The sequence below is a fragment of the Desulfovibrio sp. SGI.102 genome, assembly GCF_050314315.1.
In the GTDB taxonomy this organism is placed as follows: Bacteria; Desulfobacterota; Desulfovibrionia; order Desulfovibrionales; family Desulfovibrionaceae; genus Desulfovibrio.
In genome coordinates, this window is record NZ_JBNPNC010000024.1 from 23,106 (window position 1) to 39,427 (window position 16,322).

13 protein-coding genes are annotated in these 16,322 nt (G+C 64.5%); 7 read left to right on the forward strand and 6 right to left on the reverse strand.

What is annotated here, in order from left to right; translation table 11 throughout:
* Positions 1-3 precede the first annotated feature (3 nt).
* The 6 genes from folP (at position 4) to ACQRCJ_RS06930 (ending at position 6,963) form a co-directional block, all read left to right on the forward strand.
* Complete coding sequence (folP, locus tag ACQRCJ_RS06905) at positions 4-888, forward strand: dihydropteroate synthase (protein ID WP_168935666.1); 885 nt, start codon at positions 4-6, stop codon at positions 886-888.
* Positions 889-1,050: 162 nt separating this feature from the next.
* Complete coding sequence (cdaA, locus tag ACQRCJ_RS06910; protein ID WP_168935667.1) at positions 1,051-1,785, forward strand: diadenylate cyclase CdaA; 735 nt, start codon at positions 1,051-1,053, stop codon at positions 1,783-1,785.
* Positions 1,772-2,701: a CdaR family protein gene (locus ACQRCJ_RS06915; protein ID WP_006006470.1), complete on the forward strand. Its 930-nt coding sequence runs from the start codon at positions 1,772-1,774 to the stop codon at positions 2,699-2,701. Before cdaA ends, ACQRCJ_RS06915 begins: the two co-directional genes overlap by 14 nt.
* Before the next feature lie 32 nt (positions 2,702-2,733).
* The gene (gene glmM, locus ACQRCJ_RS06920; RefSeq protein ID WP_168935668.1) at positions 2,734-4,086 is read left to right on the forward strand and encodes a phosphoglucosamine mutase; all 1,353 of its coding nucleotides are present in this window, start codon (positions 2,734-2,736) and stop codon (positions 4,084-4,086) included.
* A gap of 126 nt (positions 4,087-4,212) precedes the next feature.
* The gene (gene galU / locus ACQRCJ_RS06925) at positions 4,213-5,085 is read left to right on the forward strand and encodes a UTP--glucose-1-phosphate uridylyltransferase GalU (protein ID WP_168935669.1); all 873 of its coding nucleotides are present in this window, start codon (positions 4,213-4,215) and stop codon (positions 5,083-5,085) included.
* A gap of 345 nt (positions 5,086-5,430) precedes the next feature.
* A complete protein-coding gene (locus ACQRCJ_RS06930; protein WP_168935670.1) occupies positions 5,431-6,963 on the forward strand; it encodes a DnaA ATPase domain-containing protein in 1,533 nt (510 codons plus the stop codon).
* A gap of 383 nt (positions 6,964-7,346) precedes the next feature.
* On the opposite strand, the gene ACQRCJ_RS06935 is transcribed toward ACQRCJ_RS06930, so the two are convergent.
* The 3 genes from ACQRCJ_RS06935 to ACQRCJ_RS06945 form a co-directional block, all read right to left on the reverse strand.
* Positions 7,347-9,410: an elongation factor G gene (locus tag ACQRCJ_RS06935; RefSeq protein WP_204626176.1), complete on the reverse strand. Its 2,064-nt coding sequence runs from the start codon at positions 9,408-9,410 to the stop codon at positions 7,347-7,349.
* A 71-nt stretch (positions 9,411-9,481) separates the two neighbouring features.
* On the reverse strand, positions 9,482-9,733 hold the full coding sequence (locus tag ACQRCJ_RS06940; RefSeq protein ID WP_168935672.1) for a hypothetical protein: 252 nt from the start codon (positions 9,731-9,733) through the stop codon (positions 9,482-9,484).
* 53 nt (positions 9,734-9,786) lie between these two features.
* Positions 9,787-10,209 carry an acyl-CoA thioesterase gene (locus tag ACQRCJ_RS06945; protein WP_168935673.1) on the reverse strand — a complete coding sequence of 141 codons (423 nt, stop codon included), beginning with the start codon at positions 10,207-10,209 and terminating at the stop codon, positions 9,787-9,789.
* Between ACQRCJ_RS06945 and ACQRCJ_RS06950 the strand changes: the two genes are divergently transcribed.
* The gene (locus ACQRCJ_RS06950; RefSeq protein ID WP_419009074.1) at positions 10,204-11,355 is read left to right on the forward strand and encodes an MltA domain-containing protein; all 1,152 of its coding nucleotides are present in this window, start codon (positions 10,204-10,206) and stop codon (positions 11,353-11,355) included. The two genes, ACQRCJ_RS06945 and ACQRCJ_RS06950, sit on opposite strands and share 6 nt — an antisense overlap.
* 620 nt (positions 11,356-11,975) lie before the next feature.
* Here the strand turns inward: ACQRCJ_RS06950 and ACQRCJ_RS06955 are convergent.
* The 3 genes from ACQRCJ_RS06955 to ACQRCJ_RS06965 form a co-directional block, all read right to left on the reverse strand.
* On the reverse strand, positions 11,976-13,373 hold the full coding sequence (locus tag ACQRCJ_RS06955) for an aminopeptidase (protein ID WP_427799525.1): 1,398 nt from the start codon (positions 13,371-13,373) through the stop codon (positions 11,976-11,978).
* A gap of 167 nt (positions 13,374-13,540) precedes the next feature.
* Positions 13,541-14,941, reverse strand: coding sequence for an L-seryl-tRNA(Sec) selenium transferase (gene selA, locus ACQRCJ_RS06960; protein WP_427799526.1), 1,401 nt, complete (start codon positions 14,939-14,941; stop codon positions 13,541-13,543).
* The coding region (locus ACQRCJ_RS06965; protein ID WP_427799527.1) for a bifunctional folylpolyglutamate synthase/dihydrofolate synthase at positions 14,938-16,322 on the reverse strand (1,385 nt) is incomplete at its 5' end. The genes selA and ACQRCJ_RS06965, both read right to left, overlap by 4 nt.

A 16,322-nucleotide genomic window follows, 5' to 3' on the forward strand; every position in this document is an offset into this window, starting at 1 on the left:
CATATGTCTGAGGAGCCGTCCCGCCGGGGCGGCTCCTGGCTGTGTCTTGGGGGCGGGGCGGTGACGACCTCTGCCCCCTTTGGCGTTATGGGCATCGTCAACCTGACGCCGGACTCCTTCTATGACGGCGGCACGCACGATTCCGCGGATCTGGGGCTGGCCCACGCCATGCGCCTGCATGCGGAAGGGGCCGACATCCTCGATCTGGGGGCGGAATCTTCCCGGCCCGGCGCACAGGCCCTGACGCCGGAGCAGGAGCTGCTGCGTCTCATGCCCGTACTGCGCGAACTGCGGCGGGAGATCCCCGGCGTCATGCTCTCCGTGGACACCTATCATGCGGCCACGGCGGCTGCCGTGCTTGAAGAGGGCGTGCAGATCATCAACGACATTTCGGCCTGCGCCTTCGATCCCGGCCTGCTGGACGTGCTCGTCCAGTACAAGCCCGGTTATGTGCTCATGCACAGCCAGGGCAGACCGGACGTCATGCAGAAGGATCCCCGCTATACGGACGTGCGTTCCGAGGTCATGGCCTTTTTCGAGCGCGAGCTGCACCGTTTGACCGCCGCCGGTCTGCCGGAAGAGCACATCGTGCTGGATCCCGGCATCGGTTTCGGCAAGACACTGCGCCATAATCTGGAGCTGCTGGCCCATGCGGAGGACTGGCTCGCCTTCGGACGGCCCGTGCTCATGGGCCTGTCCATGAAGTCCATGTTCGGGCAGCTGCTGGGCCTCACCACCCAGGAACGGGGCTGCGCCACCCAGGTGGCTACGGCCATGCTCTGGGAAAAGGGCCTGTTCTGGCATCGTGTGCACGATGTGGCCGCCACGCGCCAGACGCTCACGCTGGCCGCGGCCTTCCGTGATCCCGCCGGGGCCTGCGGGGACTGATGCCCGGTCCGGCCGCACGGGGGATATTTGTCTGTTGCGCCGGCGTGCGCTTGTTTTTATACTGCGCGCCGGCTGCCCGGCATCCGTGATGCGGCAGACGGCAAGGGGGGACGCCATCCCATGGCGTGGAAGGGGATTTTCTGATGCCCAAGGATAGGGACCGTGCTGGAACATGTGGTTTTTGAATGGCGTGACGCGCTGGACATCCTGCTGGTAGCATTCCTGCTCTACCAGGTCATCCAGCTGTTGCGGGGATCGCGTGCCCTGACGGTGCTGACCGGTCTTGGGCTGCTGACCCTGCTGTATTTCATCTCGCGCAGCATGGCGCTGTATACCCTGACCTGGTTGCTGCAGCATGTCTTCAGCTCCCTGTTCCTGCTCATCGTGGTCATTTTCCAGAGCGACATCCGGCAGGCACTGGGCGAGATAGGGACCAACAACCTTTTCCGCAAGCGTGCGCTGCAGCATTCGGCCGTGGAAGAAGTGGTCATGGCCTGTGTGGAGATGGCCCGCCTGCGTGTGGGGGCCCTCATCGTCATCGAGCGGGGCACCCGGCTGGACGACATGATCAAGCGCGAAGGCGTGCGGGTGGATGCCCTGCTGTCACGCCAGCTGCTCATGAACATCTTCTATCCCAAGGCGCCGCTGCATGACGGTGCCGTGCTCATCAGCAAGGGGCGCATCACGGCGGCCGCCTGCATCCTCCCCCTGGCCGAGGCCAAGGGGCAGTCGTTCGGCACGCGCCACCGCGCCGCCCTGGGCATGACGCAGGAATGTGATGCCGTGGTGGTCGTGGTCTCGGAAGAACGCGGCGAGATCTCCGTGGCCATGAAGGGCGAGCTCGTCCGCAGTCTCGATGCCACACGCTTGAGGCAGGTGCTCAATGATATTCTCTAAGAACAGCCGCAAGGCCCCCCATCTCCTTTCCCTGCTCGTGGCCTTTGCCGTGGCCGTGGGCATGTGGTATGTGGTCAGCGTGCGCGACCGTCTGGAAGTCCAGCTGGAAGTGGGCATCGAATACAACGGCATCCCCTCCGGGCTGGTGGTGACGGACGGTCTTGTCAGCAAGGTGCAGGTGCGTCTGCGCGGGCCGGAGATCCTGTTGCGCTCCATCTCGTCGCGCAGCCTGACGGAAGCCATCAATCTTTCCAATATCAAAAAGGGCACGACCATCGTCCCCCTGACCTCGGACAACATGGGCCCCAGTTTGCGGGCCTTCGAGCTGGTGGACGTGCAGCCGCCCCGCATCGTCATCACGGCCGACACCCTGGCCGAGCGCAGCGTGCCCATCCGGGCCGTGCTGGAATCCCCCCTGCGCAGCGGGGCCCTGACCGTGGAGAACGTGACCGTGTCCCCGGCATCCGTCACCCTGCGCGGGCCGGAAGGCGTCATCTCGTCCATCAACAATCTGCCGCTGGGCATCCGGCTGGATCCCAAGGCCGCCGGCACCACGGTGGAGCAGACCCTGCTGCTGGATACCCCCAGCCTGGTCACCTCCAACCCCGCCTCGGTGAAGGTGCAGTACACCATCACCAGCGGCCGCACCGTGGTCTCGCGCCGGTGCAAGATCTCGGTGGAGGCCCAGAACGCCTCGCAGTTCACGGTGGAGCCCTCCCATGTGGAAGTCATGGTGGAGGTGCCCGAGGCCCTGGCCCGCAATTCGTCCTATCTCAAACGACTGGAAGTGATGGTCGTCCCGCCGGCGCTGGAGCCGGGGCAGAAGGGCACGGCAGAGCCGCGCATCCAGCTGCCGGAAGGCATGACCATCTTGAATCCCTCATTCGACAGCGTTACCATTACCCGTAAGAAGTAGCCTCCGGCGCATGGCACCGGCAAGGAGAACACATGGCAGAACGTCTTTTCGGCACTGATGGCCTGCGTGGCCCTGTCAATATCTATCCCATGACCGTGGATGTGGCCCTGCGTCTGGGCCTGGCCGCCGGGGTGCGCTTCCGCAAAGGCTCGCACCAGCACCGCGTGGTCATCGGCAAGGATACCCGCCTGTCCGGCTACATGTTCGAGTCCGCCCTCACGGCGGGCCTGTGCGCCGCCGGCATGCACGTCATCATGACCGGCCCGCTGCCCACGCCCGCCATCTCTTTCCTGACCCGCAACATGCGGGCGGATCTGGGCGTGGTCATCTCCGCCTCGCACAACCCCTATTCGGACAACGGCATCAAATTCTTCGACGCCGACGGCTTCAAGCTGCCTGACGAGGTGGAGAACGAGATCTCGGCCATGGTGCTCGATCCCGACATGCGCTGGCCCTATCCCGATTCCAACCGGGTCGGCCGCGCCAGCAAGATCGAAGACGCCGGCGGCCGCTACATAGTGTACACCAAGAGCTGTTTCCCGGCCCATCTGACCCTGTCCGGCCTGCGCATCGTCATCGACTGCGCCAACGGTGCGGCCTATAAGGTGGCCCCGCTGGCCCTGGAAGAACTGGGGGCGGAAGTCTTCCGCCTGGGGACCAGCCCCAACGGGACCAATATCAACGACCACTGCGGTTCCCTGCATCCCGAGACCCTGGCCGCCAAGGTGCGCGAAGTGCGCGCGGACGTGGGCCTGGCTCTGGACGGCGACGCCGACCGCCTCATCGTGGTGGATGAAAAGGGCAATGTCCTGGACGGCGACCAGCTCATGGCCCTGGGGGCCCAGGCCATGATGGAGCGGGGCGAACTGCCCGGCAACATGCTGGTGGCTACGGCCATGAGCAACCTGGCGCTGGAGATCTTCATGAAGGAACGCGCCGGTACGCTGCTGCGCACCAAGGTGGGCGACCGTTACGTCATGGAAGCCATGCGCAAGACCGGCGCCATGCTGGGCGGCGAGCAGTCCGGGCACCTCATCTACCGCCAGTACAGCACCACCGGTGACGGTCTGCTGGCGGCCCTGCAGCTGCTGCGCATCGTGCGCGAGAAGGAAAAGCCCCTGTCCGAGCTGGCGGGCCTGCTGCACCTCTTCCCCCAGAAGCTCATCAACGTGCGGGTGGAAAAGAAGCTGCCCTTCGAGGAGCGCCCCGCCATCGGCAAGGCCGTGGCCGATGTGGAAAAGGCCCTGGCTGGTCGTGGCCGCGTGCTGCTGCGTTACTCCGGCACCGAGGCCCTGTGCCGCGTCATGGTCGAGGCCGAAGATGAAGACAAGGTCGTCCGCTACGCGCGCGATCTGGCCGATGTGGTGAGCCGCGAACTTCGCTAGTTTTTGTCCTCTCCCCGGAGGAGCTGATTCGTTCCGGGAGCTGCCGCGGCAGACCCGCGACATACTTTCGTCAAGAACCATGTCCCAGGTACGGCCCGTGACGGGCGTGCCATGATGGAGGAGAACATGAAGGATATTCGTAAGGTTGTTATCCCTGTGGCCGGCTGGGGGACCCGTTCCTTGCCCGCAACCAAGAATATTCCCAAGGAAATGCTGCCCATCTACAACAAGCCTGTCATCCAGTACGTTGTGGAAGAGGCCCAGCGTGCCCATATCAAGGACGTGATCTTCGTCACCAACCGCGACAAGAACGTCATCGAAGATCATTTCGACCACAACCTTCAGCTCGAGGACCTGCTGGAGCGTTCCGGCAAGCTGGACAAGCTGGAAGAAGTGCGCCGCGTGGCGGAGATGGTCAACATCCTTTCCGTGCGCCAGAAGCGCCAGCTGGGCCTGGGCCATGCCGTGCTGTGCGCGCGTGAACTGGTGGGCGACGAGCCCTTTGCCGTCATGGTGGGCGACGACCTGATGTTCAGCGGCGTGCCCGGCATCGGCCAGCTCATCGAAGTGGCCATGGCCGAAAAGATGCCCGTCATCGGCGTCATGGAAGTGCCGTGGGAAAAGGTGAGCCGTTACGGCATCATCGATGGCGAGGAAGTGGCCCCCGGCGTGTACCGCGTGCGGGACATGGTGGAAAAGCCCAAGCGCGAGGACGCGCCTTCCCGCATGGCCATCGTGGGGCGCTATGTGCTGACCCCGGACATCTTCGACTATCTGGAAAAGGTCAAACCGGGCCACGGCGGCGAGATCCAGCTCACCGACGCCCTGCAGGCCATGGCCAAGGACCGCGGCATGATGGCCGTGCGTATGGCCGGCATGCGTTTCGATGCCGGTGACTGGGCCGAGTTCCTGAGCGCCAACATCTACTTCGCCCTGCAGGATGAATCCCTGCGTTACGAACTGCTGGGGCTGCTCAAGAACTTCGTGCAGTTCAAGTAAACATCGATATCTGCAAGATCCCAAGGTCGTTGTCATTCCGGTGGCAACGACCTTTCTTTTTCATGGCGGCTCTTCCGGCTTGCAGTATGGGGAAAAAAAAGGCAGAATCTCACAAGCGTCCACAGAGGATAGAGGGCAGGGATGCCCGCATGGCGGCAGCAGGCGCGAAAGGCCTGGTCTTCCCGTTCGCCATATGTTGACAGAACAACGCGAAAAAACTACATCCTTGCGGGCGCTTCGCCGAAAGACGGACGGCGACATCGCAACAGCACCAACGGGGCGAGACATTTTTGAGCGGGCATGGCTGACCATGACCCGCGTACCGGCATTTTTCATGGGCGGGCAATGACAGGCATGCAAGAGCAGTGGCAGAAGATCTCTGAAAATTTGAGGGGTGTCCTCAATCCCGGTATCTTCAAGGTGTGGATCCATCCCCTGGATGCCCATATCGAGGGGAACAGCCTGTGCCTTGCCGCACCCAGCGAATATGTGGCCCGCTGGCTGCGTGACCGCATGCAGGATACGTTGCGCTCCGCTGCCGCGCCCGTGTTGCAGGTGGCGCCGGAGAACATCGATATCCGTATCTCCTGTCAGGGTGCTGCTCCCGCTCCTGCCGCGCCCGCTGCCCCTGCCGCCGTTGCTGCGGCTCCTCTCGCCGCGCCCGTGGCGCAGCCCGTGCATGAGGCGCCCGCAACGCCTCTCCATACGGCGCCTTCCCGTCCGTCCCAGCCCCTCTGGCAGCCCAGCCAGTGTTCCCTGCCTCTGCCTGCCCCCACGTTGCGCCCCCGTACCCGTCAGCGCTGGCGCTTCAGTTTCGACGATTTCGTGGTCGGCCCCTGCAACGCCATGGCCGTAGCTGCGGCCAAGGACATCTGCCATGACGGCGGCTGTGTGGAGACGCTGTTCGTCAGCTCGGCCTCCGGCCTGGGCAAGACCCACATCATGCAGTCCGTGGGCCGTGCCGTGCAGGAGCAGGGCGGTCAGGCCCGTCTGGCCTACCTTTCCGCCGAGGATCTGGCGTCGCGCTATGTGGCTGCCCTGCGCAGCAATGATGTGGAGAGCTTTCGCGCCCGTCTGCGCGATCTGGACGTGCTCCTGCTGGAAGACGTGCATTTCCTCCAGGGCAAGGAAAAGATGCAGGACATGGTCCTGACCGTCATCAAGAGCCTGCAGGATCGCGGCGGCCGCGCCATCTTCACCAGCAGCTTTTCTCCGCGCGAGCTGGAAAAACTGGACAGCCAGCTGGTCTCCCATTTCTGCTCCGGCATCGTGTCGCCTCTGGAGCGGCCCGATACGGAAATGTGCCGCCATATCCTGGAGCGCAAAGCCAAGAGCTTTCAGGTGCTGCTGCCTGACGAGGTCTGTGATCTGCTGGCCGGGCGCCTGCAGGGCGACGTGCGCCAGCTGGAATCCTGCCTCAAAAGTCTGGTGTTCAAGGCGCGCATGCTCAATTGCGGGCTCAATCCCGAGCTGGCGCTGGAAGTGCTGCAGCAGTACGCCACCGTGGACTGTGGCCCGGACTTCGCCTCCATCGTGCGCCTGGTCTGCGAGAGCTACGGCCTCAACGAACGCCAGCTGGCATCCCGTTCGCACAAGCAGCAGTACGTGCTGGCCCGCAATACCATCTATTATCTGGCCCGCAAGCATACGGACATGTCCCTCAAGGAGATCGGCGAGCGCTTCAACCGCCGTCACTCCACGGTCATCAAGGGCATCACGTCCCTGGAACGCGAGATCGCCAATGAGTCCAGGGTCGGCCGCCAGATCTCCCGTGCTGTGGAGCTCATCGAACGCAATGCGGGCATCCGGCCCGAGATGAGCCTGGCAGGCAAGGTCCCTGCGGCCCGTCATGCGGCCCCCAGCCTGCTTTCCCTGTAAACGATACGCCTGATTTTTGCGAAGGGAGGACATCCGCGGATGACCTCCCTTTTTTGTTGCCTGCGGGAAGGGGCAGCCGGTGCCGTCAGGCCCTATCCCTGCCCATTGCTGCTGCAGCTCTGGCTCACCTGATACGGGGAAGGGCAGGGGGGATGCCGGGGGCGCTTTGCCGGACACGGTGCGGTCATCGCTCCCGGGGCTGTGTCACGATGTTTTCGGCTCTGGAACGGGCAGGAATCCTGCCTGGATGGCGTGGCTCTTTTCGTATTTCTGCTGCCCGGACAGCGGTGCGCTGCATGGGACCTGTGGAAGGTCGTCCGTAAACAAAAAGGGCCACCTGCACGGAGCAGGTGGCCCTTGATCAGCAGGAGAGAGGCTGCGGCTTATTCGCCGGCCACGGCCTTCTGGTGTTCAGCGATGACCTTGTCGGCCACAGGCTGGGGAGCTTCTTCATAGTGGGCGAATTCCATGGTGAAGAAGCCCTGACCGGCCGTCATGGAGCGCAGGTCGGGAGCGTAGCGCAGCACTTCGCTCATGGGCACGTGGGCCTTGATCTCGGTGACACCGGCGGCGGAGTCGGAGCCCAGCACCTTGCCACGACGCGAGGAAAGGTCGCCGATGACGTCGCCCATGCATTCGTCAGGCACGGAGACGGTCAGCAGCACGATGGGTTCCAGCAGCACGGGCTTGAGGCTTTCCATGGCTTTCTTGAAGGCCAGGGAGCCGGCCACCTTGAAGGCCATTTCCGAGGAGTCCACGGTGTGGTAGCTGCCGTCGTAGACCTTGACGCGGAAGTCCACCACCTGACAACCGGCCAGGAAACCGCGGGCGGCCGCTTCCTGGATGCCCTTGTCGATGGCGGGGATGTACTGGCGGGGGATCACGCCGCCCACGATGGCGTCTTCGAAGACATAGCCGGAACCGCGGGGCAGGCCTTCCATCTCGATCCAGCAGTCACCGAACTGGCCGCGGCCGCCGGACTGCTTCTTGTGACGGCCCTGCACCTGCACCTTGCCGCGCACGGTCTCACGATAGGGCACCTTGGGCGTCTTGAGGATGATGTCCACCTTGAAGCGGCGTTTTGCCTTTTCCACCGAAAGTTCGATGTGCAGCTGGCCCATACCGGAAAGCAGGATGTCGCCGTTTTCTTCGTCGCGGGCCAGACGCAGGGTGACGTCTTCGTCCAGCAGACGCTGGATGGCGGAGTAGACCTTGTCTTCATCGCCCTTTTCCTTGGGAGCCAGCGCGTAGGTGATGAGCTGCGGCGGCAGCTTGGGCATGGGCAGGGCAAAGGGCTGCTTTTCGTCACACAGGCTGTCGCCGGTGCGGGTGTTCTTCAGTTTGGCCACGGCCACGATGGCGCCGGGGCCCACGGGTTCCTTGCAGGGGGTCTGGGTCTTGCCGGTCAGGAAGAGCAGGCTGCCCAGGCGTTCGTTTTCACCGCTGCGCATGTTCTTGAGGGTGGCATCGCCATTGATGGTGCCGGAGAGGATGCGCACCAGCGAAAGCTGGCCGGAGAAGGGGTCGGCCAGGGTCTTGAAGACGAAACCGGCCACGGGGGCGTCGGGATCGGGCTTGCGTTCCTGGCCCAGGGCGTCCACGAAGGCGGGGCGCTCGGAAGCGGCGGGCAGCAGGGCCTGGATGGCTTCCAGCACGGCCACGCCACCCTTGTTTTCCAGGGAAGAGCAGACCAGCACGGGGCAGAGCTCACCGGCCACGGTACCCTTGCGCAGACCGATCTGCAGGTCTTCCAGAGACAGGCTGCCTTCTTCCAGGTATTTTTCCATGAGCTCTTCATCGCTTTCGGCGATGTTTTCCACGGTCAGGTCGTGGAGCAGGCTCACGTCGTCGGCCACATCGGCGGGCACATCGCATTCGCTGACAGCGCCGTCAGCGCCAAAGGTGTAGGCCTTGCCGGTCAGCACGTCCACATAGCCGGTAAAGGCCTCGCCTTCACGGATGGGCACCTGCAGCGCCACAGCCTTGACACCCAGGGTGGACAGGCCGTCGAAGGCCATCTGGAAGTCGGCGCGGTCGCGATCCATCTTGTTGATGACGAAGATGGCGGGCAGGTTTTCGGCGCGGGTGAGGTTCCAGAATTTTTTGGTCAGGGGGCGCACGCCATCCACGGCGTCAAGCACGAAGACGACGCCGTCCACGCCCTTGAGCAGGCATTCCATGTCGCCGGTAAAGTTTCCGTCACCCGGGATATCAAGCATGAAGTGGCGATTCTTGTTCCAGAGGCAGGTAGCCACCGCAGGCTGGATGGAGCCGCGACGACGTACTTCTTCCGGTTCATAGTCGAGGCAGGTGGTACCGTCTTCGATGGCGCCCATGCGGGTCAGAGCGCCGCTATTGAAGAGGAGCATCTCGGCCAGCGACGTTTTGCCGCAGCCGCCGGTGCCTACAAGTGCGTAAGTACGTTGGGTATCCACGGGGTTGGACATGCTAAAACTCCCTTAGTAAGCGATATGGCGAGCCCGGGGCCGCCGGATTTACGAGGGCAACGTGCGACCTTTCACACGGTAGTAATAAAACCATAGCCCGACATGGCCAAAAAGGGAAGTGCCCCAACTTTTTTGCTCAACTTGACATCTGCGCCCGGAAAGACAAAATAGATGGCTGCTTGTGCAAGAATGGGGACAGGCACCTCCCCGGGAGCCTGAAAATCCGTGCCCGGTACGAGTCCTCCGCGTCCCTGCCGTGGCGTGCGGATGGGCACACGGCAGAAAATAATAAAAAATGTTGTGAAAAATTTTTCCAATGCCATAAAAAAAGCCGGGATGTCCCCGGCTTTTTTCGTGTTCGGCTGTCAGGCCGCCGCTATTTCAGGTTGCCCAGAAGATCGCGCAGCCAGTCCGGCACGGCCACAGGACGTCCCTGACGGTTCACCAGGGCGTGCTGGGTGCTGCCCGTGGCCAGCAGGCGCGTCTTGTCCTCGTTCCACATCTCGTATACAAAGCGCATGGACGCGCGGCCCCATTCGCTGATGGCCGTGTGGACCTGCACCAGATCGTCATAGCGGGCCGGGGAACGGTAACGGCACTGGGCCTCGCGGACGGGCAGGATGATGTCCTTTTCCTCCACATCACGGTAGCTCATGCCGCAGGCGCGGATGAATTCGCTGCGCGCCCTCTCGAAGATGTGGAGATACTCCGCATAATACAGAACGCCCATGGTATCTGTTTCACCGTAGGAGATCCGGTGGGTGAACCAGATGGCCGGGGAAGGAAAATCGTCATGCATCAGAAAACTCCTTTGCGTGTGGGGAAGGGGCTCCCGCGTCTGGCGCTGTGCGCCGTGCTGCTGGCCGCCCTGGCGCTGTCCGGCTGCGGGTCGCGGCAGACGCACGAGGAATACCTGATCCCCAAAGGGCCCGCCGTGGGCTTTGAATCGCCCGAATTCTTCACGGAGCATCTTGCGCCCCGGAACCAGGACCTGCAGTCGTGGCGCGAGATGGCGCCTACGGTGCGGAAATCCCTGCGCTATGTCAAGAGCAAGCCCGCCGGGGCCGTGGCCATCGACCGTCCCGGCCTGCGCCTGACCTGGGGCGACATGGAACGCACCCTGCTGCGCCTGCAGGAGCTGCTGCCCCGTCTGGATGCCGAACCGCAGCTCTTCCTCCAGAACTTCCAGTGGGTGGAGGTCCCCTCCGGTATCGCCTATTCCGGTTACTATGAGCCTCGCGTCAAGGCCAGCCGTACCCGCAAGTCCGGCTACGAGCAGGCCATCTACGCCCTGCCGCCGGACATGAAGCAGTACAAGCGCCGCCACAAGGGGCGTTACTATACCCGCCGCCAGATCGAAGAGCAGCAGCTGCTGGCCGGTCGGGGGCTGGAACTGGCCTGGGCCGCTGACCCCGTGGACGTCTTCTTCCTGGAGATCCAGGGCTCCGGCCGTCTGGTCTTCGATGACGGTACCGAGGCCTTCATCAACTATGCGGGCCAGAACGGCCACAAATACAAGAGCTCGGGCCGCATCATGCGCGAGAAGGGCCTGCTCAAGCGCGGCGACATCTTCGAGCAGCGTCAGTGGTTCAAGGACAATCCCCAGCGCGTGCGCGAGATCCTCAACGAGAACCCCAGCTACGTCTTTTTCCGCTACGGCAGCCGCGGTCCCACCGGCGCCATGGGCCATGTGGTGGACGAATGGCTCTCCCTGGCCGTGGACCGCAGCTATATCCCGCTGGGGGCCGTGGTGGCCTTTGGCGTCAACGTGCCGGATGAGAAATACGGCAGTCTGCCTCTGCGCGGCATCGGCTTTGCCCAGGACGTGGGCGGTGCCATCAAGCAGCGGCGCATCGACCTGTTCTGCGGCGGTTCCGAACGCGCCAATTACGTGGCCAGCCATCTGGATGCCCCCGGCCCCGCCTGGGTGCTGGTGGCACGGTAGGGAGCGGGGAAAGGCTGTTTCGAGGGGAGGGGAACCCCTTTGCGTTGCTGTCGATGCCCGTAGCTTCCTCCGTCGCAACGGGCACGGCCCTGCGGGCCGCCTTCGGTCGCTCCCGACGGGAAAAATCGAGCTCCCCACTCCTCCCCCAAAACCGCTCATATGATCTTTCTGGAAACTTTCTGTCGCTGACCGGCGGGCAATGGAAAAGCGGACATCCTCAGGATGTCCGCTTTTCGTTTTTTGCGGCGTTAGTCAGTGGGTGTCCGGTGGCGGAAAACAGAAAATACAGGGCGGATAGTTTTGCTACGCCGCGAGGCAGGCGTGCGAGATGCAAGAAAAAGCGTACTGCCGGATATGGCGATGTACGACGGCGTGTTACTTTCCGCCGGGCATGCCGCAAGAATCCCTTCGATCAGGCAACAGACATGGCAGTATGACAGATTGTCTTTTCTCCGGTCAGGGGCTGGAAGTCCCTCCCCGCCAGACAGCGACGGAGACTTTTCATGCCGACCAAAGGGACGTTTTTTCAGGGGTGGGGGAGAGTTTGAGAGGGGGCGGGGACAGTTTTTACAAAAAACGTCCCCGCCCCCTCTCAATGATGCCGCTTCAGCAGCGGCGGACTAACCTTCGAGGAAGGCTTTATAGGCTTCGGCCGTGGCAAGGATGTCCACGCAGCTGGCCAGCTCGAAGGGGCTGTGCATGGAGAGGAGGGCCGGGCCGCAGTCGATGACCTGCATGCCGTAGGCGGCCAGGAAGAGGGCCACGGTACCGCCGCCGCCCACGTCCACCTTGCCCAGTTCGGCGGGCTGCCAGGGAATGTTGCGGGCGTTGAACAGGCCGCGCACATAGCCGTAAAACTCGGCATCGGCGTCGCTGGCACCGTATTTGCCGCCGGAGCCGGAGTATTTGGAGCAGACGGGGCCGTGGCCCAGCTGGGCGGCGTTCTGCTTTTCGTGCACTTCGGGGAAGTCGGGGTCGAAGGCGGCGTCCACGTCGGCGGACAGGGCGCGGGTGTTGAGCAGCACCTGCGAGACAGGGATGCCCGGGGCCCAGGCGCGTGCCAGGTCTTCGAAGCAGTACTGCAGGAAGCGGGAGGCCGCGCCGGTGGCACCGTCGGAACCGATCTCTTCCTTGTCCCAGAACATGACGGCCATGTTGGGGCAGAGGCGGTTGGTGTTCTTGGCGTTGAGCAGGGCCTCCAGGGCGGTGAAGACGCAGATGCGGTCATCCTGGCCGTAGCCGCCCACCAGCCCCTTGTCGAAGCCCACATAGGTGGCGGGGCCCGCGGGCACGACCTGGAGTTCGGCGGTGACGAGGTCTTCCTCGCGGATGCCGTACTTGGCGTTGAGCAGCTCCAGCACGTGCTGCTTGATGGGCTCCTTGATGTCCTTGTTCTTGGCGGCGGTGGGGGACGGGCTGTGGCCGAGGATGATGTTCAGCTTTTCGCCGTCAAAGACTTCGGCCAGGGTCTGGCTGTTTTGCTTGCGGGCCAGATGGGGCAGCAGGTCGGCGATGGTGAAGACGGGCTCACCCGCCTTTTCACCGATGGCCACGCTGATGCTCTTGCCGTTTTCCAGCACCACCACGCCGTGCAGGGCCAGAGGACGGGCCAGCCACTGGTACTTGCGGATGCCGCCGTAATAGTGGGTCTTGGCCTGAGCCACACCGGGCTGCTCGACCAGCGGACGCTGCTTGAAGTCCAGACGGGGGCTGTCGGCATGGGCGGCGATGAGGTGCACGCCCTTCTGCAGCGGGATCTTGCCCTTGCGGGCGGCAAAGATGGCCTTGCCGCGCAGGTTGCGGAACACGGTGTTCTTTTTGAAGTCCTCGCTGAACCCGGCTTCCTGCAGGCGTTTCTGCACATAAGCCACGGTCTCGCGCTCGGTCTTGCAATTGCTGAGGAAATCCATGTACCGCTTGACCAGAGCGTCCATCTGGCGCTTCTGGGTGGCGGTGGTGTACACGTCCCAGGCATTGCGGGGACTGTAGGTGAGGGAAGGCGTTTCTGCTTTTTTCATATCCAGTATCCTTTAGGCAGCGGTACTGCGGCTGCCTTTTCATGGAGCCGGTGCCCGGCTGGCCGGAGGTCCGGCAGCCGCGGCAGGGCGTGATGCTCCGGCCGGTGCATGGCCGGGAAGCATGGCCCGCATGGCGCTGTGGAGCGGGGTGCGGGCGGAAATATGCTCTAGCCGGCCAGCAGCCGTTTGAGCAGGGCCGTCAGGCGCGGCAGGTCTTCGGGCAGGATCGTGCGCGGGTCGAGGCAGAAGCTCCTTTCTTCCAGACGGCCCAGCACCGGCGGCGTGGTATCCAGCAGGGCCTGCTTGAGGGCCGTGGCGCTCATGGCGGCGGGCTCCAGGCAGACCAGGGTGGTGGGCAGGTCGCGTTCCGGGAAGGCGCCGCCGCCCACGCGGGAAACATCCGGGCGCAGGCTGATGCGGCAGGCTGGGCCCAGGGCGCGGCGCAGCCGGGCGGCCAGCGAGCGGGCGGCACGGGCCAGGTCTTTGGGGTCCCGGCAGATGTCGCGCAGGGTCGGGATCTCGCGGCGGGCGCGTTCGGGCTCGCAATAAAGGCGCAGGGTGGCTTCCAGCGCGGCCATGGTCAGCTTGTCGCAGCGCAGGGCGCGGGTGAGGGGATTCTTTTTCAGGGCCTCGATGCGCTCCCGGCTGCCCACGATGAGGCCGCATTGCGGGCCCCCCAGCACCTTGTCGCCGGAGAAGGTCACCACGTCGGCGCCTCCGGCCACCACTTCGGGCACCGTAGGTTCGTTGGGCAGGCCCACGGAAGAAAAGTCCATGAAGGAACCGCTGCCCAGATCCTCGATGACGGGCAGGCCGTGTTCCCGGGCCAGGGCCGCCAGATCGGGCAGGGGCACGGCGGAATGGAAGCCCACGATGCGGTAGTTGGAGGTGTGTACGCGCATGAGGGCGCGGGTGTCTTCGTTGATGGCCGCGGCGTAGTCGTGCAGGTGGCAGCGGTTGGTGGCGCCCACTTCGCGCAGGCGGACGCCGCTTTTTTCCATCACTTCCGGGATGCGGAAGCTGCCGCCGATCTCCACCAGTTCCCCGCGCGAGACGATGACCTCGCCGCCCTTGCAGAAGGTATCCAGCACCAGCAGGACGGCGGCGGCGTTGTTGTTGACCACCATGGCGGCCTCGGCGCCGGTCAGGCGCTGGAGCAGCTCGTCGATGATGACGTAGCGGCTGCCGCGTCCGCCGCTGTGCAGGTCGAGCTCCAGGTTGCAGTAGCCGGAGATGACCCGGCGCACGGCCTCCTGGGCACTCCGGGCCAGCACGGAACGTCCCATGTTGGTATGGATGACCACGCCGGTGCCGTTGATGACATTACGCAGGCGCGGCGCCGTCTTGCGGCGGGCGAAGGCCAGCAGCTCGGGCAGACAGGCCTCCAGGGCCAGTTCGGCGACATCCTGTACGCGGCCGGCGCGGATGTCGTCGCGGCGGCTGTCCCAGAAATCCGTGACGGCCTCGCGCAGCAGGGGGCGGGGCAGGTCGTGCAGGGCCTTGTCCGCCGTCAGCAGGGCATCCAGACTGGCGTCCATGGACGGCAGGGCACGGAAAAGGTGGTTCATGCGTCCTCCTTGGCGCCCCGGGCGGAGGCGGGCTGTTCCAGCAGATGGGGGTAGAGGCCGTAAAATTCCGCCAGCATGTACAGGGACCCGCTGATGATGACCGGGGCCCTGTCGTCGCCGGGCAGGTCGCGCACGGCATCCAGGGCGTTGCGCACGTCGGGCAGCAGGGTGGCATGGGCCGGGGCCGCAGCGTTGGCGGCGGCCACCACCTGGGCGGCGTCGGCGGCGCGCTCGTTGTGCAGGGCCGGGATGAAGAGCGGCGCGTCACCCAGGGCCCGCTTGAGCAGCATCAGGGCCGGGTGCCAGTCCTTGTCGCCCAGGCAGGAATAGATGGCCGCGCGCGGGCGCAGGCCGGACTGGCGCACATGGGCCAGCAGGGCGGCCATGCCGTGGGCATTGTGGGCGCCGTCCAGCAGCAGGGGCGGATGCTGGTCCGTGGCGGGCACGGACTGCAAACGGCCGGGCACGAAGGCCCGGGCCAGTCCCCGAGCCACGGCATCGGGCCGCGGCGTCACATGCAGGCGCGGGGCCAGGGCCTGCCAGGCGTGCAGGGCCACGGCGGCATTGATGCGCTGGTGCGGCCCGGCCAGCCCCAGCGGCATGTTGCCCGGCAGGGGCTCGACGATGTGCAGGGGAGCGGCCAGCCGTTCGGCCTGACGGCGCAGGACTTCTTCGGCAGCGGGGAACTGGGGCGCGCTGACCACCGGCACGCGGGGGCGGATGGCACCGCATTTGTCCAGGGCGATGTCTCGCAGGGTGGGGCCCAGGATGGCGGCATGATCCATGGCCACGGGCGCGAAGCAGGTCAGGTCGCTGGCCAGGGCCGTGGTGGCGTCATGGGCGCCGCCCAGCCCGGCCTCCATGACGGCCAGCTGCACGCCCTGACGGGCAAAGGCCAGTATGGCCAGCACGGTCAGGAATTCGAAATAGGTCAGGTCCGGTCGCGCCGCGTAGACTTCCGTGGCCAGCCCGGGCCACAGGTCTTCTTGCAGGGGGACGCCGTCGATGCGGATGCGCTCGCAGGGGGAAAGGAAGTGCGGCGAGGTATAGAGCCCGGTGCGGCAGCCGTGGGCGCGGGACAGGCTGTCCAGAAAGGCGGACGTGGAGCCCTTGCCGTTGGTGCCCACGATCTGGGCCACCACAAAGGGCGGGCGGGAAAGGCCCAGGCGGGAGAGGGCGGTCTCCATGCGCGTCAGGCTCAGGTCCATGTGGAAGAAACCAAGGCCGTCCAGGTGTTCCCAGATCTGGTCGATGGTCGTGAAATGCTTTGCAGTCTTCATGCCGCGACCATGCCACAATTCCCTGTCCTTGTCAGCGCTTGCGCCAAGGGGAAAAACGTTCCATCGCAGGATGGCCGTACGAAAAAAATATTGGCTCTTGA

Bases quoted from the DNA above. Each gene is read 5' to 3' on its own strand.
- folP (WP_168935666.1), top strand. From the start codon at position 4: ATGTCTGAGGAGCCGTCCCGCCGGGGCGGCTCCTGGCTGTGTCTTGGG.
- ACQRCJ_RS06915 (WP_006006470.1), top strand. From the start codon at position 1,772: ATGATATTCTCTAAGAACAGCCGCAAGGCCCCCCATCTCCTTTCCCTG.
- glmM (WP_168935668.1), top strand. From the start codon at position 2,734: ATGGCAGAACGTCTTTTCGGCACTGATGGCCTGCGTGGCCCTGTCAAT.
- galU (WP_168935669.1), top strand. From the start codon at position 4,213: ATGAAGGATATTCGTAAGGTTGTTATCCCTGTGGCCGGCTGGGGGACC.
- ACQRCJ_RS06930 (WP_168935670.1), top strand. From the start codon at position 5,431: ATGACAGGCATGCAAGAGCAGTGGCAGAAGATCTCTGAAAATTTGAGG.
- ACQRCJ_RS06935 (WP_204626176.1), bottom strand. From the start codon at position 9,410: ATGTCCAACCCCGTGGATACCCAACGTACTTACGCACTTGTAGGCACC.
- ACQRCJ_RS06940 (WP_168935672.1), bottom strand. From the start codon at position 9,733: ATGGCATTGGAAAAATTTTTCACAACATTTTTTATTATTTTCTGCCGT.
- ACQRCJ_RS06950 (WP_419009074.1), top strand. From the start codon at position 10,204: ATGCATCAGAAAACTCCTTTGCGTGTGGGGAAGGGGCTCCCGCGTCTG.
- ACQRCJ_RS06945 (WP_168935673.1), bottom strand. From the start codon at position 10,209: ATGCATGACGATTTTCCTTCCCCGGCCATCTGGTTCACCCACCGGATC.
- ACQRCJ_RS06955 (WP_427799525.1), bottom strand. From the start codon at position 13,373: ATGAAAAAAGCAGAAACGCCTTCCCTCACCTACAGTCCCCGCAATGCC.
- selA (WP_427799526.1), bottom strand. From the start codon at position 14,941: ATGAACCACCTTTTCCGTGCCCTGCCGTCCATGGACGCCAGTCTGGAT.